This window comes from Candidatus Dormiibacterota bacterium (genome assembly GCA_036495095.1).
Classification (GTDB): domain Bacteria; phylum Chloroflexota; class Dormibacteria; order Aeolococcales; family Aeolococcaceae; genus CF-96.
In genome coordinates this window covers 13,139-36,209 of sequence record DASXNK010000146.1, presented here as the reverse complement: position 1 = coordinate 36,209, position 23,071 = coordinate 13,139, and the positions used below count along the sequence as shown (strand labels likewise).

Here is a 23,071-nt window from a genome sequence, read left to right as displayed (position 1 = left end):
GCCGGCCTGGTCGGCGCCCGGGTGGTGGAGATCCCGGTCAACCACCGCCCCCGCACCCGCGGCACCAGCAAGTACGGGATCTCGCGCACCGTGCGGGTGATCCTCGACCTGCTGACCGTCAAGTTCCTGCTGAAGTACCTGGCGCGGCCGATGCAGTTCTTCGGAGTGCTCGGGCTGATCAGCTTCCTGCTCGGCTTCTGCTCGCTCGCCGGCCTGCTCATCGAGAAGGCGGTGGCCGGGGTCGGCCTGGCGGAGCGGCCGCTGATGATCCTCAGCGTGCTCCTGGTCATCCTCGGCGTACAGTTCTTCTCCATGGGACTGCTCGGCGAGCTGCTCACCCGCATCTACCACGAGGTGGGGCAGCGGCCCCCGTACGTGATCCGTCGCACCGCCGGCATCGAGCTGGACGGTGACCTGAGCTCCGACCCGGTGGCCGCGCTCGCGGGCCAGGGCCCGAGCCAGGTGACCCCCGACGTCGACGACGACGACCTGCCGGCGCGCGACCTGCCCGGCCGGCCGCGGTGGACCATGGCCGACCGGCTCGGTCCCGGACCCGCCTGACCATGCTCCGGGGGAAGCTCACAACGGCGGCCAAGCTGGCCGTCTCCGCAGGGCTGCTCGGGTACGTGGTGCACAAGGCGGGCCTGGGCAACATCGCCGACACCCTCGCCCACGCCAGCCTCGGCTGGCTGGCGGCGGCGATCGCCCTCGGCTTCGCCGCCACCTGCGTCCAGGCGACCCAGTGGCACGCGCTGCTCGAGGCCCACGGGCTGCACCGCACCTGGTGGCGGTGCCTCCGCCTGGTCTTCGTCGGGAACACCTTCAACAGCGTCCTGCCGAGCTCGATCGGCGGCGACGTCGCCCGGGCGATGATGATGGCCGAGACCCCCGAGGAGCGGGTGCCGGCGGCCTCCACGGTGGTGCTGCAGCGGCTCTGCAACTTCCCCGGGATGATGGTGCTCATGGGTCTCGGCGTCCTCCTGACCCTGGGAGACCCGCACGCCTCCGAGATCCGCCTCGTGGCGGTGGGCGGCCTGCTCGCCGGCGGCGCCGGTCTCGCCCTCTGCATGACCCCGCTGCTCGGCCACCTCGCGGTCCGGCCGATGCTCCAGCGGGGCCGCGCCGGGCGCGTGCTCGCCAAGCTGCTGGGGGCGCTCGACGCGTTCCGCGGCCGCCGCGCCGAGCTGGTGCTCGCCAGCGTCCGCGGCACCGGCTTCTGGGGGCTCTCGGTGCTCAACCAGTGGGCCTTCATGCACGCCGTCGGCCTGGGGATCAGCCTCGCCTACGCCGCCATCGTGGTCACCACCATCAACGCGCTCACCATGCTCCCGATCTCCGTCAACGGCTACGGGATCCGCGAGAGCGGGTTCAGCCGCTGGCTGGCACCGCTCTTCGGCTCGGGGCCGGGGGCGACCCGTCTGGCGGCGAGCACCGGCACCGCCGTGGGCTTCCTGCTGGCCGCCCAGAGCCTGCTCTGGGCAGGCATCGGCGTCGTCTTCTGGCTGACCGACAAGCGGCACGACGAGGCCTCCGCCGCCGCCCGCGCCGCCTCGGCCCCCGCAGCGGTCGCGGCCCCCGAGACCGAGATCACCGACGAGCCCACCGAGGCGCCGGGGGGGCGCATCAGCCAGAGGATCGCCTCGTGAACATCCTGATGATCGCTCCCCAGCCGGTGTTCTCCCCGCGGGGCACGCCGATCAGCGTCGTCAACCGCTGCCGGGCGCTCGCGGCCCTCGGCCACACCGTGGACCTGGTCACCTATCCCCTCGGCGAGGACATCGCCATCGACGGCGTCCGCTGGCTGCGCGCTCCGCGCATCCCCGGGATCCGCTCGGTGAAGATCGGCCCCTCGGCGGCCAAGCTGCCGCTCGACGCGGCGGTGCTCGCCCGCGCCACCGCCCGGGTGCTCCGGGGGCGGAGGAGCTACGACGTGGTCCACACCCACGAGGAGGCCGGGGTCTTCGGCTGGTGGTTCAGCCGCCTGCTCGGCATCCCCCACCTCTACGACATGCACAACGGCCTCGGCGTGGTGCTGACCAACTACGGGCTCGGCGAGCGCCACCCGGTGGTCCGCACCTTCGAGTGGCTGGAGCGGAAGATGCTCGGCAGCGCCCGCTCGGTCATCGTGGTGTTCCCCTCGCTCGCCCGCGAGGCCGAGAAGCACGTCCCCGGCACCGACGCGGAGATCGTCTACAACGTCCCCGTCGAGCCCCGTCCCAACCACGCCCTGGCCGCCGGGATGCGCGCCGGGTGGGCCCCGGACGGGGAGCCGGTGGTGCTCTACACCGGCACCCTCGAGCCCTACCAGGGCATGCCCCTGCTGATCGAGGCGATGAGCCACGTGCGCCCCACCCCCGCCGGCCGCCGGCCGCGCCTGGTGGTGGTGGGCGGGCGTCCCGACCAGGTCGCCGACCTGCGTGCCCAGGCCGACGGCCTCGGCCTCGGCGACCGGGTGCTGCTCACCGGCATGCGCCCGCCGCAGGAGATGACCACCTGCATGGCCGCGGCCGACGTGCTGGTCTCGCCGCGCTCCAGCGGCAGCAACACCCCGCTGAAGATCTACTCGTACATGCACAGCGGCGTGCCCATCGTCGCCACCCGCATCGAGAGCCACACCCAGGTCCTCGACGACCTCTCGGCGCTGCTGGTCGAGCCCGACGCGGCCTCGCTGGCGGCGGGCATCGACGCGGTCCTCGCCGACCCGGCGCTGGCGGCGCGGCTGGGCACCGGCGCGCGCGAGCGGGGCGAGCGGCACTTCAGCATCCGCGCCTTCGTCGAGGGCACCGCCCGCGCCTATGTCAAGCTGGGCGCCCCGTATCCCGACCAGCGCACCCTGGACGCGGCGGTCCGCCGCCTCGAGCCCGCGGCGGTTCCCGGCGGCGGGAACGACCTCGACGCCCACGTCGCGTGAGGGTGCACAGCAAGAACCGCGCGCCTGCTCCGTTGACTCACCGGAGGGCCGGCGTGGCCCCGCGGCCCGACGGAGGCCGTGTGGCGGCGGGCGGCCAGGAGACACCCTGAATGTGCGGCATCACCGGCTACGCGACCCTCGACCCGCGCCGTGTCGGGCCCGTCGACCTGCGCGCGATGAACGACGCCCTCGCCCATCGGGGGCCGGACGACGAGGGTCAGCACGTCGACGACGGCTTCGGCCTCGCCCAGCGCCGCCTCGCCATCCTCGACCTGAGCCCCGCCGGCCACCAGCCGATGCAGGGCCCCGGGAACACCTGGATCACCTTCAACGGCGAGATCTACAACTTCCAGGAGATCGCCGCCGAGCTCGCCAGCCACGGGGTCGAGACCCACACCCGCTGCGACACCGAGGTGGTGCTCCTCGCCCTCCGCCAGTGGGGGCTGGAGGGCGCGCTGAGCCGCTTCAACGGCATGTTCGCCTTCGGCCACTGGGATCCGTCGACCCGGACCATGACCCTGGTGCGCGACCGCCTCGGGGTCAAGCCGATGTACTACTACGCCGACTCCGAGTGCCTGGTCTTCGCCAGCGAGCTCCGCGCCCTCGAGCGCTGGTCGCGGATGCCGCGGGAGATCGACCACGAGGCCGTCGACCTCTACATCAGCTACGAGCACGTCCCCGCCCCCTGGACGATGTGGCGCAACGTCCGCAAGCTGGAGCCGGGCACCTGGCTGCAGTGGCGCGACGGCGTGGTCACGGTGCGCCGCTGGTGGGAGCTGGAGTTCACCGGGCACACCGCCCCGGTGCGCTCGCTCGACGACTGGGCCGAGGAGTGCCGGGCGCGGCTGCGCCGGGCCACCGAGCTGAGGATGATCTCCGACGCCCCCCTGGGCGCGCTGCTCAGCGGAGGCGTCGACTCCAGCGCGGTGGTGGGCCTGATGGCCGACCTCGGCCACACCCCCAAGACCTTCTCGATCGGCTTCGACGACGCCTCGTACAACGAGGTGGAGTTCGCCCGCATCGTGGCCCAGCGCGCCGGCGCCGAGCACCACGAGGAGATCGTCGCCGCCAGCCCCGCGCTCGCCCTCGAGGCCCTCGAGCGCGCCCTCGACGAGCCCCTCGCCGACGTCAGCCTCATCCCCACGTACGCGGTGTCGCGGATGGCTCGGCGCCACGTCACCGTGGTGATCAGCGGCGACGGCGGCGACGAGGTCTTCGGCGGCTACGACTGGTACCGGGCCGCGGCGCTCGCCGACCGCTACCAGCGGATCCCCGGCCCGCTGCGCTGGGCGGTCGACTCGGCGCTGCGCCGGGTGCCCCCGACCAGCAAGAAGAAGGGGCTGGTCAACAAGATGAAGCGCTTCAGCGAGGGGGTGCAGAGCGGCGCCGGGCTGGAGCACCTCGCCTGGCTGATCCACGCCCACGCCGGCGAGAAGCTGCGCCTCTACCGCGGGCCGCTGTCGCCGCTCGCCGAGACCGGTGCGCCGGAGCGGCTGGGACGCTCGCTGCTCGAGGCCGCGCGCGCCGTCGAGCCGCTCTCCCGCCGCCAGTGGGTGGACATCAAGCTCTGGCTCCCCGACGACATCCTCGCCAAGGTCGACCGGGCCTCGATGGCGGTGGCGCTGGAGGCGCGCAGCCCGTTCCTCGACTACGAGGTGGCCGAGTTCGCCGCCCGCATGCCCGCGTCGATGCACCTCCACGGTGGCCTGCGCAAGCGGGTGCTGCGCCACGCCATCCGCCCGCTGGTACCGGCGGAGATCCTCACCCGGCCGAAGGAGGGCTTCTCGATGCCGATGAAGCACTGGCTTCGCGGCGAGCTCCAGCCGATGATGCGCGACCTGCTCACCTCGGGCTCGGCGTCGGAGTGGTTCGACACCCGTGAGTGCACCCGCCTGATGGACGAGCACGTCTCCGGCCGCTTCAACCACGCCCACGTCCTCTGGACCCTGGTGGTGCTGCAGCGCTGGCGCGAGCGCAGCTCGAACTCCGGCGCGCTCGCCGAAGGAGCCGCATGACCGGTGCCCCACCGCGCACCGGCGTGAGGGGTGGCTGGCGGGTCCGGTCGGAGCAGGCCACCGTGGCGCTGGTGTGCGCCGTGATCGTCGGCCTGCTCGCGGGCGTGCTCGCCGGGCTGCACGGGCGCGGCGACATCGCCGTCCAGGTGGCGCCGGCGAAAGACGTGGCCGGCGGCGGCGAGCTGCTGCCGCTCGGCGCGGTGGTCATCGACCCCGACATCAACAGGCCGGTGGTGTTCGTGGTCGTGCGCGGGCGCGCGCTCCGCCAGCCGGTGACGGTGTCGCCCCCCGCGGCGGGCTCGACCACGGTGACGGTGCTGTCGGGGCTCTCCTCCGGGGCGCAGGTGGTGGTGGGACCGCCGCCGACACTCCACGACGGCGGCAGCGTGACCGCGACCGCCTACAGCGGGGGTTAGACCTCCTCGGCGCCGGCCGGGTATCCCGCGAGCATCGCCTCGGTCCGGGTTGGGGTGGCGACCGCCGCCGGAAGGGTGAACCGGAACACCGACCCGCCCCCGGGTGCCGGCTCGACCCAGATGCGGCCGCCGTGTCGATCCACCACCCGGCGGCAGATCGCCAGGCCGATGCCCGTTCCCGGGTACTCGGCCTGCGGGTGCAGGCGCTTGAAGACCATGAAGATGCGCTCGGCATGGCGTCGCTCGATCCCGATGCCGTTGTCGCGCACGCTGAACCGCCACTCCTCACCGCGGCGCTCGGCGCCGATCACGATCTGGGGCGGCTGCGCGCCCCGGAACTTGATGGCGTTGGCGATCAGGTTCTGGAAGACCTGGGCGAGCTGAGTCCGGTCGCCCTCGACGGTGGGCAGCGGCTCGACCACGACCCGGGCCCCGGCGTCCTCGATGCTGGGGCGCAGGGTGGCCAGCACGGTGGCGACGACGGCGCCACAGTCGGTGGGCACGAGAGCCGCCTGGCCACCCGCCCGCGAGTAGAGGAGGAGGTCGTTGATCAGCGCCTGCATCCGCCTCGCCCCGTCCACGGCGAAACCGAGGAACTCCTCCGCCTCGTCGTTCAGCCGCTCCCCGTGGCGGCGCTCGAGCAGCTCGAGGTAGCTCGCCACCATGCGCAGGGGCTCCTGCAGGTCGTGCGAGGCGATGTAGGCGAACTCCTCGAGGGCGGCGTTGGACCGCTCCAGCTCGCGGGAGCGGCGGGCCAGCTCCTGCTCGTCGCGGCGTCGCTGGGTGATATCGCGGCAGATGGCGATGGACGGCTCCCACGGATCGGTGTCCAGGAGCCTCCCGGCCACCTCGACCTCCACGCGCCGGCCGTCCCGGGTGAGCAGGGCGGTCGGGAGGTGATCTGGCAGCACCTGGCCGTCGAGCTCGGTCGCGCGCTTCTCGGGCGCGACCAGCGCGGTGACGGCGGGGAGCAGGAGCAGCTCGTCCAGGGAGTGGCCGGTGAGGCCGCAGAAGGCCTCGTTCGCGTAGACGATCCGTCCGGCGCGGGTCATCACGAACCCCTCGCCGAGGTCGCTCATCGCGGAGAGGATGCTCTCGTGCCGCCGGGTCTGCGCTGCCAGCGCCTCGACCAGCCGGGCGCGCTCCAGCGCCGATGCCACCGAGACGGCGTACTCGCCCAGCCGGGTCACCTCGTCGCCGCCGAACACCGGGGTGAAGGCGCCGGGGACCACGACGATCAACCCCGGCTCGCCGTCGAGCGGCAGCGGCGCGACCAGGGCGACGCCGCCGGCGGCCGGGCCGACCCTGACCAGGTGGGCACCGCGGCCGGGGTCGAGGGTGATCAGCTCCCCGGCGATGGAGGGGTCGATGTCGCGGGCGGCGAGCAGCTGCCGGCCGGGTCCGAGGATCAGACCACGGTCGGCCCCCACCAGTCGCAGCGCCCAGTCCAGGGAGCGGTCGGCGAGCCGTCCGGCATCGCTCTCGAGGAGCAGCTCGGCGGTGGCCCGGCGCAGCGCCGACTCCTCCCGGTCGCGCCAGAGCCGGCGCAGCCAGCGGGGCGGGGCGAAGCCGACGTACAGGAGCGGGACGGTGGCCGCGCCCAGGATCGAGACCACCAGCTGGTAGCGCTCGTCGAGGGCGAGACGGGGTCCGGCGACGATGCCGACCCCCAGGGCGGCGACCAGGAGCACCACGATGGAGCCGTAGCCCGCGCTCAGCGCCCGCAGCCGGGCGCGCTGCAGCGTCGGACGGCCGGCGGAGGCGAGCCAGAACCGCGTCGCCGGCTCGACCACGCAGCCGCTCCAGAGCAGCACCATGCCCCACACCAGGGTCCACTGCGTCGCCGTGGGCGCGGGCACGAGGCCGCTGGGAAGCCGCACCGCCACCGATCCGGCGCTCACCGCCACCAGGGCGGCGAAGAGCGCCGCGAGCCCCACCCGCGACGTGCGCATCACGCTGTGCCGGAAGAGCGCGAGCGCGTACCCGGAGGCGAGGAAGGCGGGGATGGTGAGGTGGGCGAGCAGCAGCGACCGGTGGCCGGTGACGGCCTGCACGCGTCCGACCACGCTGAGCATGCCCAGCAGACCGATGGCGATCGCGAGCAGGGCACGCTGCATCGTCCGCTGCCGCGCCCACGAGGCCACGGTGAGCACGGTCATCAGGACGTAGCCGCCGGCGCTGACCCAGGAGATGACGTCGACGGTCCGGGTCATCGTCCCACCCCCGCCGGTACCCGCCACCGCGCCATCGCCTCGTCGGCGGGGAGCGGGCGGCCGAGGTGGTAGCCCTGAACCATGTCGCAGCCCAGGGTGCGCAGCAGATCGAGCTGCTGCTCGGTCTCCACCCCCTCGGCGACGGTGACCATGCCCAGCGCGTGGGCGAGGCGGATGACGGCCATGGTGATGGCGGCGTCGCCGCGATCCCGGCCGAGCCCGGCGACGAAGGACGCGTCGACCTTGATGATGTCGATGGGAAAGCGCTTGAGGTTCTTGAGCGTCGTGTACCCGGTGCCGAAGTCGTCGACGGCGAGACGCACCCCCACCGCATGGAGCGCCTCGAGCGCCTCCATGGTGGCGTCGACATCCTCGATCAGCGCGCTCTCGGTGATCTCCAGGCAGAGGTCCTGCGGTGGCAGCCCGCCGGAGCGCAGCGCGTCGACCACCAGCTCACCCATCGACAGGGTGCGGAGCTGCCGTGCGGAGACGTTCACCGACATCAGCAGCGGGTGACCGCCGGGCCTCATCCCCTGCCAGCGGCGCGCCTGCCGGCAGGCCTCGGTGATCACCCAGGCGCCGAGCCGCTCGATGAGACCGGTCTCCTCCGCCAGCGGGATGAAGTCCGCGGGTGCCACCAGGCCCCGGCTCGGGTGCTGCCAGCGGACCAGCGCCTCGAACCCGGCAAGGCCGCCGTCGGCGTCGACGATGGGCTGGTAGTGGAGGCGGAAGTCGCCGGCCTCGAGCGAGCGGCGCAGCGCGACCTCGGTCTCCAGCCGCTCGACGGCGCGCCGGTGGATGGCCTCGTCGAAGAGGAGCCAGCGCGCCCGGCCGTGCTCCTTGGCCCGGTACATGGCGGCGTCGGCGTTGCGGATCAGGGTGTGCGCGTCCGGGTGGTCGGCGGTCGCCAGCGCGATGCCGATGCTCGCCGTCAGCACCACCGCAGCCCCCTCGAGGTCGAAGGGCGTCGCCAGCACCGCGGTGATCCGCTCGGCGATGGCGAAGGCCTCCTTCTCGTCCTCGAGGTCGGTGCAGAGGACGGTGAACTCGTCGCCCCCGAAGCGGGCCACGGTGTCGCCGGGGCGGAGCACCGAGCACAGCCGCTCGCCGAGCACGGAGAGCACCCGGTCGCCGGCGGCGTGGCCCAGGCTGTCGTTCACGACCTTGAACCGATCCAGGTCGACGAAGAGCACGGCGATGGTCGACGACCGGCGCAGGTTGCGCACCAGCGCCTGTTCGAGGCGGTCCACGAACAGCGCGCGGTTGGGCAGCCCGGTGAGCGGGTCGTGCAGGGCCTGGTGGGCGAGGGCGATCTCCGCCCGCTTGCGTTCGATGGCGTAGCGGAGGGCCCGGTTGAGCAGCTGGCCGTCGACCCGACCCTTGATGAGATAGTCCTGGGCGCCCTTCTGCAGCGCCTCGATGGCGAGGCCGAGGTCGTCGCGCCCGGTGAGCACGATGATCGGCAGCTCCGGCGCCAGCAGCTGCAGCCGCTCCACCGCCTCGAGACCGTCGGCGTCGGGAAGGCTCAGGTCGACGAGCACGCAGCCTGCCCCGGGGAGACAGTCCCAGGCGGCGTCGAGGTGGTCGACGTGCTGCAGCTCGAAGGGGGTGTCCCCACCCTCGCCCAGCATCAGCGCGACCAGCCGGGCATCACCCACGTTGTCCTCGATCAGGAGGATGCGAGCGCCCACTCTGTTCTCGGCGGCGTCGCTCATCCTGGCGGGAGCTGGACCAGCTTCAGCCAGAAGTTCTCGATGCTGCGGACGGCCGTGATGAAATCGTCGTAGCCGATCGGCTTGCTGATGAAGCAGTTGGCATGGAGGTCGTACGAGCGCAGCACGTCCTGCTCGGCGGAGGACGTGGTGAGCACGATCACGGGGATCCGGTGGAGATCGGGGTCGCTCTTCAGCTCCTCGAGCACCTCGCGACCGTCCTTCTTGGGGAGGTTCAGATCGAGCAGGATGAGATCCGGCCGGGGAGCGCCGGTGTGGCGCCCCTGCTGCCGCGCGAAGTCCATCGCATCCTCGCCGTCGTGGGCGACGTGCAACTGGTTGGCGATCCTTCCGTCCCGCAGCGCCTCGATCGTGAGCCGGACGTCGCCGGGGTTGTCCTCGACCAGGAGGATGTTGACCTCACGTGCGATGGTGCTCATGCGGCTGCACTCTAGGCGGGCTCCGCCGAACGCGTCATCATGATCTGTGAAGGTTCGTGAAGCCGCGGGCTGGAACCTAGCCCTCCTCGGCGCCGCTCATCAGGAAGTAGGCGGAGCAGGCGGCGTCGACGAGGTCGCGGTCGAGCCGCACCTCGCGCCCGCGGAACCGTGCCGCCTGGGTGACGTGCTTGAGGATGTCCCGGGGGTGGACCCCGCGGAACGGCCGCTGCGGGTCGTGGCGCAGGTACCACTGGTGGAGCAGGTGGTCGATCGCGGTGTCGTTGTACTCGACCCCCGCGGCCGCGCAGGCCCGCCGCCAGATGGCGCGGTAGGCGGCCTCGGTCGGGCCCGGGATCGCCACCTTGAAGTGGAGCCGGCGCAGGAACGCCTCGTCGACCAGCTGGGTGGGCTCGAGGTTGCTGGAGAGGACCAGCATGCAGACGAACGGCGCGGTGATGCTGGTCCCGGCGCGGGCCAGGGTGAGGTGGTCGTAGCCCTTCTCCAGCGGGACGATGAGCCGGTTGAAGAAGTTCTGCGGCGAGAGCGCCGCCTGCCGGCCGAAGTCGTCGACCAGGAAGATGCCGCCGTTCGCCTTCAGCTGGGTGCTCGCCTCGTAGTAGCCGAGGCTGCGGTCGAAGGCGAGGTCGAGCATCTCCGGGGTGAGCTCGCCGCCGACGATGACGGCGGGACGCTCCACCAGCACCCAGCGGCGGTCGTGCTCGGGGAGGTCGGCGGGGTGGGGGAGGTGGTGCACCGGGTCGAAGAAGCGGATCACCTGGCCGTGCACGTGGAGGGCGTGGGGCACGAAGATCGGCGGCCCCATCAGCCGGCAGAGCGCCTCGGCGATCGAGGTCTTGCCGTTGCCGGGGGCGCCGTAGATGAACAGCGTGTGGCGCTCGTTGACCGCCGGGCCGAGGGTGAGCAGGGTGTCGTCGGCGAGGGTGAGATGGCCGAGCGCGGCCTGGAGCTGCTCGAGGCTCACCTGGTGCTCGCGGAGCGAGTCCTGCTGGGCGACCTCGGCGTAGGTCTCGAACGGAACCGGGACCGGGCCGATGTACTGGCTGATCTCGCAGAGGTCGCGGGCCCGGGCACGCCCGGAGGTGGCGATCATGTAGGTCATCGCCGCCCCGATGTCCTCGTCGGGGAGCAGCTGCACCCCGGCGATCCCCTGCTTGAACCCGGTCGACTGCACGCAGCCCTGGTCGGAGAGGCCCTTGAGCACCTCGCTGACGAAGGGCCAGGGCACGCAGACGCGCTGGGCGATCTCCCGGCCCTGGAGCGTCCCGTTGAAGTAGAGCATCTTGAGGACGATGTCGGAGACCAGGTTCTGGGGGACGCCGAGCTCGTCCCACGACCCGGGCCGGGAGGGGAAGTTGGGGGCGGCCGGGCGCGGCGGGGCAGGGGAGAGGACGCTCATCGCCGAAAGGGTGCCGCACCGCCCCGCGCCCCGGCGCCGCCGTGATGGGACCGTCTCCGGATGGCGACGGCGGATGGACGACTCCCGGCTCCTACCGGGTGGAGATGTCGACGACCAGCTGGGTGGGGGCGGCGGCGGTCGGGGGCAGGACCCGGATGCAGCCCGCGCCGGCGAGGCCGAGGCCCCAGCTGACCACCCCCTCGAACGCCCCGGTCTGGCGCGCCTCGCGGAGCTGGGCGAGCCCCGGGTGGAGGTCGGTGGGGCCGGCGTAGGCGGGGGCGCCGGCGACGCCCTGGAGGCTGACCCGCACCCCGGCGGTGCCCTCGAGGGTGACCGGGCGGCCGCTGGCGTCCTCGAAGAAGTCGGGGGTGCCCTGGGTGACCACCCGGTACGAGCTGGGGGCGCCGCTCAGCCGGATCACGAAGCGGTCGTAGCCGGCGCTCTCGTGGGAGGCGGCGGCGACGTCGAGGACCCGGGCGGTGCCCGAGGCCCCGGCGACGGTCCGCTCGACCGGCGCGCTGCTGCACGGCAGCGGGGCCGCGGTGGGGACCGGCGTGGGCGCGGTGGTGCTGGTCGCGACCGCGCCGGCCGCCGCCGAGGTGGCCGCCGCCGGGGCGGCGGTGCCGCTCGCCGGGGCGGCGGAGCCGGCGGCCGCCGGGGGCGATCCGCAGCCGGTGGCGAGGGTGACGGCGAGCAGGGCGGCGGACGCCCACGGACGGGTCGGGATGCGGTGCATGGTCCTGGTCTCCCCCACGGGGCGGGCTGCGCCGCCCGCCACGGTCGGGACAACGCCGGGGCGTCCCCGAGGGTTCCGACCTCCCGGGGGGAGGTCTCGGCGCGGCCGGTCGTGGGTAGACTGGACGCTGATGCCACGGTTCGAGCTCGTCTCCGCCTACCAACCCGCGGGCGACCAGCCGGCGGCGCTGGCCGGGCTCGCCGAGGGCGTCTCCGCGGGGCTCCGAGAGCAGGTTCTGCTCGGCGTCACCGGCTCCGGCAAGACGTTCACCTGTGCGCACGTCATCCAGCAGCTGCAGCGGCCGACGCTGGTGCTCTCGCCCAACAAGACGCTGGCGGCCCAGCTCTGGGCGGAGTTCCGCGAGTTCTTCCCGCGCAACGCGGTCGAGTACTTCGTCTCGTACTACGACTACTACCAGCCCGAGGCGTACATCGCGCGCACCGACACGTACATCGAGAAGGACTCGTCGCGCAACGACGAGATCGACCGGCTGCGCAACAGCGCCACCCGCGCGCTGCTCACCCGGCGTGACGTCATCGTGGTCGCGTCGATCTCCTGCATCTACGGCATCGGCTCACCCGAGAACTACCTCGGCGAGTCGCTGAGCGTGAAGGTCGGCGACACCATCCGCCGCGACATCGTGCTGCGCAAGCTCACCGACCTGCAGTACGTGCGCAACGATCTCGACTTCGGCCGCTCCCGCTTCCGGGTGCGCGGCGACGTCGTCGACATCCAGCCGTCGTACGAGCAGGTGGCCACCCGCATCGAGTTCTTCGGCGACGAGGTGGAGGCGATCCGCGACCTCGACCCGCTCACCGGCGAGATCCTGCGGGTGCGCGACGAGCTCACCGTGTTCCCCGCCACCCACTACGTCACCCCGCGCGACAAGCTCGAGCGTGCGGTGCGGCGGATCGAGGCCGAGCTGGAGGAGCGGAGCGGCGAGCTGGAGGCCCGCGGCCGGCTGCTGGAGGCGCAGCGGCTGCGCCAGCGCACCAACTTCGACCTGGAGATGCTCCGCGAGACCGGCAGCTGCGCCGGTGTCGAGAACTACAGCCGCCACCTCAGCGGCCGGGGCGAGGGCGAGCGGCCCCACTGCCTGCTCGACTTCCTCCCCGACGACGCGCTGGTGATCGTCGACGAGTCCCACGTCGCCGTGCCCCAGATCGGCGGCATGTACGGCGGCGACCGCTCGCGGAAGATCCCCCTGGTCGAGTACGGGTTCCGGCTTCCCTCCGCGCTCGACAACCGCCCGCTCACCTTCCAGGAGTGGGACGGGATGGTCGGCCAGCTGCTGTACGTCAGCGCCACCCCGGGCCCCTACGAGATGCAGCGGTCGGAGAGGACCGTCGAGCAGATCATCCGGCCGACCGGGCTGATCGACCCGACGGTCGAGGTGCGTCCCAGCGAGGGGCAGATCGACGACCTGCTCACCGAGATCCGGCGCCACACCGAGCGCGGCGAGCGCAGCCTGGTCACCACCCTCACCAAGAAGATGGCCGAGGACCTGACCGACTACCTGCGCGAGACCGGGGTGAAGGTGCGCTACCTGCACAGCGACATCGACACCCTCGAGCGGGTGGAGATCATCCGCGACCTCCGCCTCGGGGTCTTCGACGTGCTCGTCGGCATCAACCTGCTCCGCGAGGGCCTCGACCTCCCCGAGGTGTCGTTTATCGGCATCCTCGACGCCGACAAGGAGGGATACCTCCGCGGCTACCGCTCGCTGATCCAGACCATCGGCCGCGCCGCGCGCAACGTCAACGGCCAGGTGATCATGTACGCCGACCGGATGTCGGACGCGATGCGCCAGGCCCTCGACGAGACCGACCGGCGCCGCACCATCCAGGTCGCCCACAACCTCGAGCACGGCATCACTCCGCAGACCATCGTCAAGGCCGTGTACCAGCTGGAGCGGTCGCGCGAGGACCAGGCGACCCGCGCCGCGGCCTTCCAGGAGTCGGCCGGGCTGCCCCCCGACGAGCTGCTGCGGCTGGCGCGCGACGTCGAGCGGGAGATGAAGCGCGCCGCCCGCGACCTGGAGTTCGAGCAGGCCGCCGAGCTGCGCGACCGGCTCGTCGACCTCCGCCGCCGCATCGACGACGGCCCGGTCGAGGGCCTCGCCCCGGCGGCCACGAGCAGGGGCTCGGGAGGCCGCAGCACCCGGACGCGCCCGCGACGCCGGCAGGGCTGAGGGTCGCTACCGGGTCACCGGATCAGGGGCGCTGCTGCTCGCGGCGGCCGAGGTAGCGGCGGATCTGCTCGTCCTCGGTCTCCGACGCCTTGTTGGTGAAGCCGGGCAGCGTGAGCATCCCGCCGAGGTAGGTGAGGGCCGCCTCGGTGGAGCACTCGTTGACCGCGTGGAAGCCCCCGCATCTGGTGCAGGGGAAGTTGATGGCCATGTTGAACACCTCACCGAGGGCGGTCGTGGGCCCGCCGCATGAGCCCCGGGGCCGATGAGCGCACCGGTAGGTGCACTGTACAGGTAGCGGACGCGCGGCCGCTTTACCGCGGGGTCACAGACCCGAACTTTCCCGTGACATCTTGTGTGCGCTCGCAAAACCACCTTGACGTTACGCACGGATGTTCGCTACGCTCCCCCAATGCCCGCCCCGTCGCCCGCCGCCCGCCCCGCCCGCGTCCGCCTGGTCTGCGCCGAGTGCGGGGCGGTGGCGCCGAAGTGGCAGGGGCGCTGCCCCACCTGCGGCGAGTGGAACACCCTGGTCGAGGAGCGCGAGGCGCGCCCCGCGGCCCGGTCGCAGCCGGGGGCCGCGGCCGCCGAGGCGACCCTGGTCGGTGACGTCCCGGCCGGTTCGCTGGTCTGGCTGGCCACCGGCATCGGCGAGTGCGACCGGGTCCTCGGCGGCGGGTTCGTGCCCGGCGGCCTGGTGCTGCTCGGCGGCGACCCGGGGATCGGCAAGTCCACCCTGGCGCTGCAGCTGGCCGGCCGCTGCGGCAGCGAGGTCCGCCCCGCCCTCTACTGCGCCGGGGAGGAGTCGGCGGCCCAGGTGGCGATGCGCGCCGACCGCCTCGGCTGCGACGGGCGCGAGGTGGCCGTAATCGCCGAGACCGACCTCGACGCGGTGCTCGCCACCGTCGAGTCGCTGCGGCCGCCGCTCGCCGTGGTCGACTCGGTCCAGACCCTCCACGACCCCGGGCAGCCGGGCACCCCGGGGAGCATCGCCCAGGTCCGCGGCGCGGTCCACCGGCTGCTGCTCTGCGCCAAGCAGACCGGGGTCCCGATCCTGCTGATCGGCCACGTCACCAAGGACGGTGCGATCGCCGGCCCGCGCACCCTCGAGCACATGGTCGACGTGGTCCTCTACCTCGAGGGCGAGCGCCACGGCGACCACCGCCTGCTTCGCGGGGTGAAGAACCGTTTCGGCGCCACCGACGAGCTCGGGATCTTCGTCCTCGACGCCACCGGGATGCGCGAGGAGGACGCCCCCGGGCGGGCGTTCCTCGACGAGACCACCCTGGGGGTGCCCGGCAACGTGCTCACCGTCGCCTGCGAGGGCTCGCGTCCGCTCGCCGTCGAGGTGCAGGCGCTGGTGGCGCCGACCCGCTTCGGGATCCCCCGTCACAGCGCGTCGGGCTTCGACCTCGGCCGTCTGCACCTTCTCGCCGCCGTGCTCGAGAAGCGGGCTCGGATCATGCTCGGCCAGGCCGACGTCTTCGTCAACGCCGTCGGCGGGGTGCGCCTCGCCGAGCCCGCGGCCGACCTGGCGGTCGCCCTCGCCGTCGCCGCCTCGGCGCGTGAGCTCTGCCCGCCGCCGAGCTCGGTGGTGATCGGCGAGCTGGGCCTCGGCGGCGAGGTGCGGCGGGTCCGGCGCCTCGAGCAGCGGCTCCAGGAGGCGCGTCAGCTGGGTCTGCGCACCGCGATCGTCCCCGGCTCCCAGGCGGGCTGCGCGGTGCCCGCGGGGATGCGGTGCATCCCGGTGGCCCACCTCGGCGAGGCGCTCGCCCTGCTCGACGAGGCGGCGGGGCCGTGGCCGGGGATGGCGCGCCCGAACTCGAGGAGGACTGCGACCGACCCGTGGCCGAAATCGTGACAGCGCTGTGGTTCAATCGCCACGAGATGGGCAGCCATCACTCCGGATCGCTCCGTCGCGCGCGTCGCATCGCACGTCTGCTCGGCGCTCTCGCCGGCCTCGTCATCGGCGTGCTCTACGCCGCCTACGTGATCACCAACTCCAACGGCCTGTTCCACCGGCAGTTCGCGTTGGCCCTCGCCGCGCTGCTCGGCTCCGGCGCCGTCGGCCTGGTCTCGGGCTTCGTCGCCGGGCCGCTGCTCAGCGTCGAGCCGTTCCTCTGGCTGGAGCGCACCGTCGACACCGTGTCGGCGGGCGAGCTCGCCGGCGGCGTCATCGGGCTGCTGGTGGCGCTCGCGGTCTCGGCGCTCATCGCCGCCATCCTCGGCGCCCTCCCCGGCGGCCTCGGCCTGGTGATCTCCGCCGGCGTCGCCGCGGTGCTCGTCTACGTCGGCGTGCGCACCGGCATGCGTCGCAGCGACGACCTCGTCGACTGGTTCAGGCGGCGCCCCCAGCCAGCGCCCCCGGGCGGGCCCGCCACCGCCACGATCGCCACGGCCACCGCCGCGGCGGTCGACGCCCCCGCGCCCCTCGCCGGGGCACCGACGCTGGTCGACACCAGCGTGCTCATCGACGGCCGCATCACCGACCTCGCCCAGGCCGGCTTCCTCCCCGCCCGGCTGCTCGTCCCCGGCTTCGTCCTCGAGGAGCTGCAGCGCATCGCCGACTCCGGCGACCCGGTGCGCCGCGCCAAGGGTCGCCGCGGGCTGAGGGTGGTCGAGGGCCTGCGCGCCTCCACCGACGTGCTCTGCGAGGTCATCGACCGCGACTTCCCCGGCACCCCCGAGGTCGACGCCCGGCTGGTGCGGCTGGCCAGGGCGCTCGAGGCCTCGCTGATGACCACCGACCACAACCTCACCACCGTGGCCCGCATCGAGGGCGTCCGGGTGCTGAACCTGAACGACCTCGCGCTGGCGATGCGCCCCATCCTCGCCGCCGGCGAGATGATGGAGGTGATGATCGTCAAGGAGGGCCGCGAGCTCAACCAGGGCGTGGGCTACCTCGACGACGGCACCATGGTGGTGGTGGAGGGCGGCCGCGGCCACCTCGAGGCGGCGGTGCGGGCGACCGTCACCAGCGTGCTCCAGACGCCGTCGGGACGGATGATCTTCGCCACCGTGGGCGACACGGCGGCTGCCGACCCGCCCCGCCGCTCGCCCCGCGCCACCCGTTCCCCCCGGGTCGCCGAGCGCTGAGCGTCGCGGCGATCCTCCCCGCCGGCGGACGGGGGACACGCATGGGACTCGACAAGATCTGGCTCGACGCCGGCGGCATCCCCCTGCTGGGCCGCACCCTGGCGGCGGTGGCCGCCCCCGGCATCTTCGACAGCGTGGTCGTGGTGGTGCCCGAGGTGGCCTGGAGGAGGGTGCGCGACCTCGCCGCCGCCGTCGGCATCGACGACCTCCGCCTCGTCGAGGGCGGTGGGCGCCGGCAGGACTCGGTGCGCGCCGGCCTTGAGGTCGCCGGCGACGCGCCGCTGATCTGCGTCCACGACGCGGTGCGGCCGCTCTGCCCGATGGCGCTCTTCTTCGCCGTCGTCGACGCCGCCCGTCGCCACGGGGCGGCGACCGCGGCGATCCCGGTCGTCGACTCGGTGAAGCGGGTGCGCCGCGACGGCGAGCTCGCGGTGGTGGCGGCGACCCTCGACCGCGCCGAGCTGGTGGCGGTGCAGACCCCCCAGGCGTTCGACGCGGCCCTGCTCCGCCGGGCCCACGCGGTGGCGCTGCGCGACGGCGTGGTCGCCGACGACGACTGCGCCCTGGTCGAGCACCTCGGGGAGGTGGTGGCGGTGGTCGAGGGCGACCCCCGCAACCTGAAGGTGACCCGGCCCGCCGACCTCGCCGTGCTCCGCGCCGCCCTCCTCGGGGAGGACGGCTGAGGTGCGCATCGGCCACGGCATCGACGCCCACCGGCTGGTGCCCGGGCGGCCGCTGATGCTCGGCGGCGTCGAGGTGCCCCACGACGCCGGGCTCGAGGGTCACTCGGACGGCGACGCGGTCAGCCACGCCCTCTGCGACGCCGTCCTCGGCGCCGCCGGCCTCGGTGACCTCGGCCGCCACTTCCCCTCCTCGGACGAGCGCTGGCGGGGCGCCTCCGGGGTCGAGCTGCTCCGCCAGGTCGCGGCGCTGGCGCGCGACGCCGGGTTCGCGGTGAGCTCGGCCCAGGTCGTCGCCGTCGCGCAGGCGCCGCGGCTCTCCCCGCACACCGCCGCGATGACCGGGGCGATCGCCGCCGCCCTCGGGGTCGAGCCCTCCGCGGTGGCGGTCTCGGCGACCAGCACCGACGGCATGGGCTTCACCGGGCGCGGCGAGGGCATCGCCGCGAGCGCGGTGGTGCTGCTCACGCGGATAAGCTGACCCGCCGTGCTCCGCCTCCACGACACCATGACCCGTGACCTGAAGCCGGTCGAGCCCCTCGAGGAGGGCCACGTCCGCCTCTACACCTGCGGACCGACCGTCTACGCCCGGGCCCACATCGGCAACTTCCGCGCCTACCTCTTCGAGGACGTGCTCCGCCGGGTGCTCGAGCAGCGCTTCCCCCGGGTCACCCACGTGATGAACCTCACCGACGTCGAGGACAAGATCATCCGCAACGCCGTCGCCCACGGCAGCTCCCTCGACGAGGAGACCGAGCCCTGGATCCGGGCCTTCTACGATGACCTCGACGGCCTCGGCATCCGCCGCGCTCACCACTACCCGCGGGCCACCGAGTACGTGGAGCAGATGGTGGAGCTGATCGAGCGCCTCGACGAGCGCGGCGCCACCTACCGAAGCGACGGCGGCATCTACTTCTCGATCGCCGCCTTCCCGAGCTACGGGCGGCTGAGCGGGCTGCGCGCCGAGGGGCTGGTGGCCGGCGCCAGCGGCCGCGTCGACGCCGACGAGTACGGCAAGGAGGACGTGCGCGACTTCGCCCTCTGGAAGAACGTCGGCCCCGACGAGATCGGCTGGGAGACCCGGCTGGGACGGGGCCGCCCCGGCTGGCACATCGAATGCTCGGCGATGAGCATGTCGTTGCTCGGCGAGAGCTTCGACATCCACTGCGGCGGCGTCGACAACATCTTCCCCCATCACGAGAACGAGATCGCCCAGTCGGAGGCGGCGACCGGCGTGCCCTTCGTGCGGCTCTGGTGCCACAACGAGCACCTCCGCGTCGAGGGCGAGAAGATGTCCAAGTCGCTGGGCAACTTCCACACCGTCCGCGACCTGATCGAGCAGGGGGCACGGCCGTCGGCGGTGCGCTACCTGCTCGGCGCCACCGCCCACTACCGCAGGCAGCTGAACTACACCGCCGAATCCCTGCACGGGAGCAGCGAGGCGGTGGAGCGCTTCGCCACCTTCCGCGACCGGTTGCTCGCGCTGCCGCCGCGCCGGGGTGAGGGCGGGCCCGCGGTGCTCCTCGCCGAGCGCGCCGTCCGCGAGTTCGACGCCGCGCTCGACGACGACCTCAACCTCCCCGAGGGGATGGGGGCGGTCTTCACCGCGCTCCGCGACGCCAACGCCATGCTCGACGCCGGCGCGGTCGACGCTGCGGGCCGCACCGCTCTGCTCGGCCTGGTCGGGCGGGTGGACGACATCCTCGGGGTGCTCCCCCTGGTCGATCGCGAGCGCGAGGCCGCGCTCACCCCGGAGGTGCGCGGCCTCCTCGAGGACCGCGCCCAGGCCCGGGCCGAGCGCGACTGGACGCGGTCCGACGGGCTCCGCGACCAGCTCGCCGCGCTCGGCGTCGGAGTCGAGGACACCCCGCAGGGACAGCGCTGGCGGCGGCTGTAGGCGCCTCGAGGAGCGGCGGTGGAGATCCTCTACGGCAAGAACCCGGTGCTCGAGGCGCTCCGCGCCGGGCGGCCGGCGCGCAAGCTGGTGCTCGCCGCCGGAGTGCGCAACGAGCCGCGGCTGCGCGAGATCCTCGAGGGCGCCGCCGAGCGCGGCATCCCCGTCGAGGAGACCTCGCGCCGCCGCCTCGACGACATCGCCCACACCGAGCACCACCAGGGCATCGCCGGCTACTTCCACGCGCGGCCGCCGCTGAGCCTCGATGAGCTGCTCGGGCGGGTGCGGGCCCCGGGCCTGCTGCTCGTGCTCGACGGCATCCAGGACCCGCAGAACCTCGGCGCCCTCGCCCGCTCCTGCGACGCCGCCGGCGCGTCCGGCCTGGTGCTGACTCGCGACCGGGCGGCGGGAATCACCCCGGCGGCGGCGAAGGCGTCGGCGGGGGCGGTCGAGCACCTCGACATCGCGGTGGTGACCAACCTCGCCTCCGCCCTCACCCGGCTCCGCGAGGCCGGCTACTGGTGCGTCGGCCTCGACGCCGGCGCCGACATGCGCTACGACCGCTTCGACTACACCTCGCCGGTGGCGCTGGTGGTCGGCGCCGAGGGGGAGGGGCTGCGGCCGCTCACCCGCAGGCGCTGCGACGCGCTGGTGTCGCTGCCGATGCTCGGCCGGGTGGCGTCGCTGAACGCCGCCGCCGCCGGCGCCATCCTGCTCTACGAGGCCGCACGCCAGCGCGACTTCGGGGCAGGATGAGCGGCGATGCGCCTGCTCATCGTCGACGGCTACAACGTCATCCACGCGTGGCCCGAGCTGAAGTCGGCGCTGCTGCGCTCCGGCCTCGAGGAGTCGCGACGGCTGCTGGTGGTCGCGCTCGCCGAGTACGGCGCGGTGCGGGCGGTGCGGGTCACCGTGGTCTTCGACGGCCCCCGGGCGGCGGTCGCCAGCCCCGCCGAGGTGGTCGACGGGGTGACGATCCGCTTCGGCGGCGCCTCCGGGAGCGCCGACCACGTCATCGAGCGGCTCGCCTACAGGGCCGCGCAGGCGGGCCGCGCCGGCGAGGTGACGGTGGCCACCTCCGACCGCCTCCAGCGCGACATGGTGCGTGCCATGGGGGTGGCGACGATGGACGCGCGGAGCCTGGAGACCGAGGTGAAGGGGGCGCTGAGCGAGCTCGGCCGCGACGCCGCTCGGGGACGCGAGCAGGCCGCCTTCGCCCGCCGCCTCGAGGACCGTCTCGACCCCGGGGTGCGCGCCGCCCTCGAGCGGATGCGCCGCGGGCTGCCGCCCGACCCTCCGGTCGCGGAGGTTTCGCCGCCTCCCGAACGTATGGACGAGTAGACGGTCGCGGACCCCTCGGTGGGGACGCATGCAGGCGATTCACCCATTCCCCAGCACGGGCGTCTCCGGAGGTGGCCGCCGGGCCGCCGGCCGGCGGCGCCTGTGCGGGCGGGGGTGGGGCGCTCAGACCACCACGGTGCTGGTGGTCTGCGCCTGCGAGCCGCCGGAGTCGGCGATGTGGACGGTGACCGTCCAGGACCGGTGCGCCGCGTAGGTGTGGGAGCCGGTCACGGTGAAGCCGCTTTTGCCCTTCTTCACCACCGCCGCGCTCGGCTGGGAGCCGTCGCCCCAGTCGACGGTGACGGTGAACTGGCTGGCGGTGCCCTTGGGATCGCCGTCGATGAAGCTCGCCACCGCGACGTCGGTCAGCGCCAGCGGGGCCACCTGCGCGAGGTACTCGTCGGTCTGGATCAGCGAGCCCTGCATCGCCTGGAAGCTGAGCCCGTTGACCATGGCGTTGGCCAGGTTGGTCTGCTCGGGCCCGGTCGCGGCGCGGCCGAGCAGCAGCTTGGTGGCGGCCTGCACGACCAGTCCCTGCGCCTCGGCGGAGCGGCGGATGCTCCCCGCCACCGAGGCCCGGGTGGCGCCGCGGTTGAGCTGGTCCATCCATCCGGCCTTCCCGGTGGGATCGGCGGCGTGGTGCAGGAGGTCGTGGTAGAGGGCGGAGACGAACCCGTCGTTGCTGCCGCCGGCGCGGGCGTAGTACTCCTGCGAGGCGGCGATGTTGGCGGTGACCTGCTCGAGGGTGTTGGAGCGCAGCTGGGGCACGAAGTAGCCGAGGCTGCCGGGGTCGGGGGCCCGTCCCAGCAGCGCCTTGAAGAGCAGGGTGATGGTGCGGGTGCGCCACTCGTCGCTGTTCTGGACGGCCACGGCCACGTTCTGCCGGGTGGTCTGCCCGGCGTCGAGCTGGCCGGCGTAGCCCTGCAGCGCCGGGTCGTCCACGGGGCGGCCGAGCAGCTGCTGGTACATCGCGTTCACCGCACAGCGGGTGGCCGTGGTCTGCCCGCAGTCGACGGGCAGCCCGGTGGCGGTGATCGGGGCGTCGGTCGCCACCCCGGTCAGGGCGCTGCTGGCCGGGCCGGCGCCGTCGCCGTCGATGGTCAGGGTGGCGCTGCGGCTGCCGTCGGCGTCGGGGGCGAAGCTGACCGACACCGGGCACGAGGCGCCGGGCGCCAGGGTGACCCCCGAGCACTTGTCGGCGACCACCACGAAGGCGCTGGCGTTGCCGCCCGCGAGGGACACGCCCCTGACCCGCAGCGGCGCGCTGCCGGTGCTGGCCACGGTCACGGTGCGCGCCGCCGCCGAGCTGCCCACCGGCTGGGGGTCGAAGGCCACCGACCCGGGGGTGAGCCCGAGGATCTGCGCCGGCCGGTTCATCGGCTGCACCGGCTGCCCGGCGCGATGGGCGCTGCCGCCGCGATCGACGCTTCCGGTCACCGGCGGCGAGGAATCGGAGGCGGTGGGCGGAGGGGGCGCCGGTGCCGGGGGCGGCTGCGGCTGGGCGAGCGGCACGGGCACGGCGTCGGGCAGCGGCCGGGAGTCGCCGGCGGGAGGGGCGGTCGCGGCACTGTAGGGCAGGCTGTAGTAGGGCGAGCGGGCGAACTCCGGCTGCCAGCTGTGCAGCGTCACCCCGGCCACCAGGCCGGCGCTCACCATGAACGCGCAGATGGTCAGCCGGCCGCCCCACCCGCCGAGGATGCCCCGGCCGGCACTGGCTCCGGCCTCGATCCCGACCGGTGCGCGGTCGCTGCCCTCCCCGCTCGTCCTCCTCATGGACGAACCCCTTTCAGACTCGCCAGCCTCGGTCCCTGCCCCCCAGGTTCCAGCGAGCGGACGGGTAGCGTACCCCGGGTGCCGTCCCGACGGCAAGTTCAGCTCTCAGTAAATGACGCAGGTGACGGCTACGGCACCGAGAAAACCCTTGTGGGAAAGGCATATTCACAGCCTGTACCACAACGCCGTCCAGTTGTTGCCGCTGCTGTCCGAGCGTGTGGAGTTGCAGACGGGTGAAG

The 23,071-nt window shown here is 73.5% G+C and carries 20 protein-coding genes; 13 read left to right on the top strand and 7 right to left on the bottom strand.

Annotated elements, in window-relative coordinates:
- The 5 genes from VGL20_15115 to VGL20_15095 all read left to right on the top strand — a co-directional run.
- On the top strand, positions 1 to 561 hold a 561-nt coding region (locus VGL20_15115; GenBank protein ID HEY2705012.1), incomplete at its 5' end, for a hypothetical protein.
- A 2-nt stretch (positions 562 to 563) separates the two neighbouring features.
- Entirely contained in the window at positions 564 to 1,646 is a 1,083-nt protein-coding gene (locus VGL20_15110; GenBank protein ID HEY2705011.1) for a lysylphosphatidylglycerol synthase transmembrane domain-containing protein, read from the top strand.
- Positions 1,643 to 2,911: a glycosyltransferase family 4 protein gene (locus VGL20_15105; GenBank protein ID HEY2705010.1), complete on the top strand. Its 1,269-nt coding sequence runs from the start codon at positions 1,643 to 1,645 to the stop codon at positions 2,909 to 2,911. Before VGL20_15110 ends, VGL20_15105 begins: the two co-directional genes overlap by 4 nt.
- 110 nt (positions 2,912 to 3,021) lie before the next feature.
- Positions 3,022 to 4,926: an asparagine synthase (glutamine-hydrolyzing) gene (gene asnB, locus VGL20_15100; protein HEY2705009.1), complete on the top strand. Its 1,905-nt coding sequence runs from the start codon at positions 3,022 to 3,024 to the stop codon at positions 4,924 to 4,926.
- On the top strand, positions 4,923 to 5,342 hold the full coding sequence (locus VGL20_15095) for a hypothetical protein (protein HEY2705008.1): 420 nt from the start codon (positions 4,923 to 4,925) through the stop codon (positions 5,340 to 5,342). The genes asnB and VGL20_15095 overlap by 4 nt, the downstream gene beginning before the upstream one ends.
- On the opposite strand, the gene VGL20_15090 is transcribed toward VGL20_15095, so the two are convergent.
- From VGL20_15090 to VGL20_15070, 5 genes are all read right to left on the bottom strand, one after another.
- Positions 5,339 to 7,555, bottom strand: a complete 2,217-nt coding sequence (locus VGL20_15090) for an ATP-binding protein (protein ID HEY2705007.1) — start codon at positions 7,553 to 7,555, stop codon at positions 5,339 to 5,341. The genes VGL20_15095 and VGL20_15090 overlap by 4 nt on opposite strands.
- Complete coding sequence (locus VGL20_15085; protein ID HEY2705006.1) at positions 7,552 to 9,246, bottom strand: EAL domain-containing protein; 1,695 nt, start codon at positions 9,244 to 9,246, stop codon at positions 7,552 to 7,554. Before VGL20_15085 ends, VGL20_15090 begins: the two co-directional genes overlap by 4 nt.
- A gap of 20 nt (positions 9,247 to 9,266) precedes the next feature.
- Complete coding sequence (locus VGL20_15080; protein ID HEY2705005.1) at positions 9,267 to 9,707, bottom strand: response regulator; 441 nt, start codon at positions 9,705 to 9,707, stop codon at positions 9,267 to 9,269.
- Positions 9,708 to 9,783: 76 nt separating this feature from the next.
- Complete coding sequence (locus VGL20_15075) at positions 9,784 to 11,124, bottom strand: ATP-binding protein (protein ID HEY2705004.1); 1,341 nt, start codon at positions 11,122 to 11,124, stop codon at positions 9,784 to 9,786.
- Between the two features lie 91 nt (positions 11,125 to 11,215).
- Complete coding sequence (locus VGL20_15070) at positions 11,216 to 11,860, bottom strand: hypothetical protein (protein ID HEY2705003.1); 645 nt, start codon at positions 11,858 to 11,860, stop codon at positions 11,216 to 11,218.
- Positions 11,861 to 11,990: 130 nt separating this feature from the next.
- Between VGL20_15070 and uvrB the strand changes: the two genes are divergently transcribed.
- Entirely contained in the window at positions 11,991 to 14,051 is a 2,061-nt protein-coding gene (gene uvrB, locus VGL20_15065) for an excinuclease ABC subunit UvrB (protein HEY2705002.1), read from the top strand.
- 22 nt (positions 14,052 to 14,073) lie between these two features.
- On the opposite strand, the gene VGL20_15060 is transcribed toward uvrB, so the two are convergent.
- Entirely contained in the window at positions 14,074 to 14,259 is a 186-nt protein-coding gene (locus VGL20_15060) for a hypothetical protein (GenBank protein ID HEY2705001.1), read from the bottom strand.
- A 201-nt stretch (positions 14,260 to 14,460) separates the two neighbouring features.
- Here VGL20_15060 and radA point away from each other — a divergent pair, with 201 nt between their 5' ends.
- From radA to VGL20_15025, 7 genes are read left to right on the top strand one after another with little or no spacing between them, the layout of a single operon-like run.
- Positions 14,461 to 15,909: a DNA repair protein RadA gene (gene radA, locus VGL20_15055; protein ID HEY2705000.1), complete on the top strand. Its 1,449-nt coding sequence runs from the start codon at positions 14,461 to 14,463 to the stop codon at positions 15,907 to 15,909.
- Positions 15,894 to 17,144: a PIN domain nuclease gene (locus VGL20_15050; GenBank protein ID HEY2704999.1), complete on the top strand. Its 1,251-nt coding sequence runs from the start codon at positions 15,894 to 15,896 to the stop codon at positions 17,142 to 17,144. The genes radA and VGL20_15050 overlap by 16 nt, the downstream gene beginning before the upstream one ends.
- A 41-nt stretch (positions 17,145 to 17,185) precedes the next feature.
- On the top strand, positions 17,186 to 17,827 hold the full coding sequence (locus VGL20_15045; protein ID HEY2704998.1) for a 2-C-methyl-D-erythritol 4-phosphate cytidylyltransferase: 642 nt from the start codon (positions 17,186 to 17,188) through the stop codon (positions 17,825 to 17,827).
- Between the two features lies 1 nt (position 17,828).
- Positions 17,829 to 18,305 (top strand): 2-C-methyl-D-erythritol 2,4-cyclodiphosphate synthase, encoded by a 477-nt coding sequence (ispF, locus tag VGL20_15040; protein ID HEY2704997.1) that lies wholly within the window; start codon positions 17,829 to 17,831, stop codon positions 18,303 to 18,305.
- A gap of 6 nt (positions 18,306 to 18,311) precedes the next feature.
- A complete protein-coding gene (cysS, locus tag VGL20_15035) occupies positions 18,312 to 19,721 on the top strand; it encodes a cysteine--tRNA ligase (protein ID HEY2704996.1) in 1,410 nt (469 codons plus the stop codon).
- 18 nt (positions 19,722 to 19,739) lie between these two features.
- The gene (gene rlmB, locus VGL20_15030) at positions 19,740 to 20,474 is read left to right on the top strand and encodes a 23S rRNA (guanosine(2251)-2'-O)-methyltransferase RlmB (GenBank protein HEY2704995.1); all 735 of its coding nucleotides are present in this window, start codon (positions 19,740 to 19,742) and stop codon (positions 20,472 to 20,474) included.
- Positions 20,475 to 20,480: 6 nt separating this feature from the next.
- Positions 20,481 to 21,059, top strand: coding sequence for an NYN domain-containing protein (locus VGL20_15025; protein HEY2704994.1), 579 nt, complete (start codon positions 20,481 to 20,483; stop codon positions 21,057 to 21,059).
- A 123-nt stretch (positions 21,060 to 21,182) separates the two neighbouring features.
- Here VGL20_15025 and VGL20_15020 read toward each other — a convergent pair whose 3' ends face one another.
- Positions 21,183 to 22,832 (bottom strand): DUF4214 domain-containing protein, encoded by a 1,650-nt coding sequence (locus VGL20_15020; GenBank protein ID HEY2704993.1) that lies wholly within the window; start codon positions 22,830 to 22,832, stop codon positions 21,183 to 21,185.
- Between the last annotated feature and the right edge of the window lie 239 nt (positions 22,833 to 23,071).

Bases quoted from the DNA above. Each gene is read 5' to 3' on its own strand.
- VGL20_15110 (HEY2705011.1), top strand. From the start codon at position 564: ATGCTCCGGGGGAAGCTCACAACGGCGGCCAAGCTGGCCGTCTCCGCA.
- asnB (HEY2705009.1), top strand. From the start codon at position 3,022: ATGTGCGGCATCACCGGCTACGCGACCCTCGACCCGCGCCGTGTCGGG.
- VGL20_15095 (HEY2705008.1), top strand. From the start codon at position 4,923: ATGACCGGTGCCCCACCGCGCACCGGCGTGAGGGGTGGCTGGCGGGTC.
- VGL20_15090 (HEY2705007.1), bottom strand. From the start codon at position 7,555: ATGACCCGGACCGTCGACGTCATCTCCTGGGTCAGCGCCGGCGGCTAC.
- VGL20_15080 (HEY2705005.1), bottom strand. From the start codon at position 9,707: ATGAGCACCATCGCACGTGAGGTCAACATCCTCCTGGTCGAGGACAAC.
- VGL20_15075 (HEY2705004.1), bottom strand. From the start codon at position 11,124: ATGAGCGTCCTCTCCCCTGCCCCGCCGCGCCCGGCCGCCCCCAACTTC.
- VGL20_15070 (HEY2705003.1), bottom strand. From the start codon at position 11,860: ATGCACCGCATCCCGACCCGTCCGTGGGCGTCCGCCGCCCTGCTCGCC.
- uvrB (HEY2705002.1), top strand. From the start codon at position 11,991: ATGCCACGGTTCGAGCTCGTCTCCGCCTACCAACCCGCGGGCGACCAG.
- VGL20_15060 (HEY2705001.1), bottom strand. From the start codon at position 14,259: ATGGCCATCAACTTCCCCTGCACCAGATGCGGGGGCTTCCACGCGGTC.
- radA (HEY2705000.1), top strand. From the start codon at position 14,461: ATGCCCGCCCCGTCGCCCGCCGCCCGCCCCGCCCGCGTCCGCCTGGTC.
- VGL20_15045 (HEY2704998.1), top strand. From the start codon at position 17,186: ATGGGACTCGACAAGATCTGGCTCGACGCCGGCGGCATCCCCCTGCTG.
- VGL20_15025 (HEY2704994.1), top strand. From the start codon at position 20,481: ATGCGCCTGCTCATCGTCGACGGCTACAACGTCATCCACGCGTGGCCC.
- VGL20_15020 (HEY2704993.1), bottom strand. From the start codon at position 22,832: ATGAGGAGGACGAGCGGGGAGGGCAGCGACCGCGCACCGGTCGGGATC.